Consider the following 549-nt stretch of genomic DNA (forward strand, 5'->3'; position numbering starts at 1 on the left):
GGCCCCCATCGCCAGCCCGGCCGCCACCGTCAGCGCCATCAGGCCCCATAGCGGCGGCATCCCCAGCAGGATCGCGCCGGTCGCGCCGGCAAACCCGACATGCGACAGCGCATGGCCGGCGAAGCTCTCGCCGCGCAGCACCATGAAATATCCGACCAGCCCGGCCAGCACCGCGACGATTCCGGTCGCGGCAAAGGCATGGCGCATGAATTCGAAGGCCAGCATCGCGAAACCGGGCGCTCAGCCGTCGGTGACGACGAAGATGCGGCCGCCGCCGCGGATCACCTCGACCCGCGTGCCGTACAGCGCGCTCAGCACCGGATCGGTCACCACCTCGTCCACCGGGCCCAGCCGCGCCGCGCCGCGTCCGACATACAGCACCATGTCCATCACCCCCAGCAGCGGATTCAGGTCGTGGGTCGAAAACAACACCGCGATGCCCAGCCGGCTGCGGATTGCCTGCACCAGCGCCACGACCTCACGCGCGCGCAGCGGGTCCAGGCTGGCCAGCGGCTCGTCCAGCAGCAGCAGGCGCGGCCGCCCCAGCAG

The 549-nt window shown here is 71.2% G+C and carries 1 protein-coding gene and 1 pseudogene; both read right to left on the reverse strand.

The window, feature by feature from the left end; all coding sequences use genetic code 11:
* Nucleotides 1–225: metal ABC transporter permease (locus HUK84_RS22430; protein ID WP_176642074.1), on the reverse strand; the 225-nt coding region annotated here is incomplete at its 3' end.
* Between the two features lie 15 nt (nucleotides 226–240).
* Nucleotides 241–549 (reverse strand): annotated as a pseudogene (locus HUK84_RS22435) (ABC transporter ATP-binding protein); the annotation flags it as partial.

The organism is Nguyenibacter vanlangensis (assembly GCF_013376155.1).
Classification (GTDB): Bacteria; Pseudomonadota; Alphaproteobacteria; order Acetobacterales; family Acetobacteraceae; genus Gluconacetobacter; species Gluconacetobacter vanlangensis.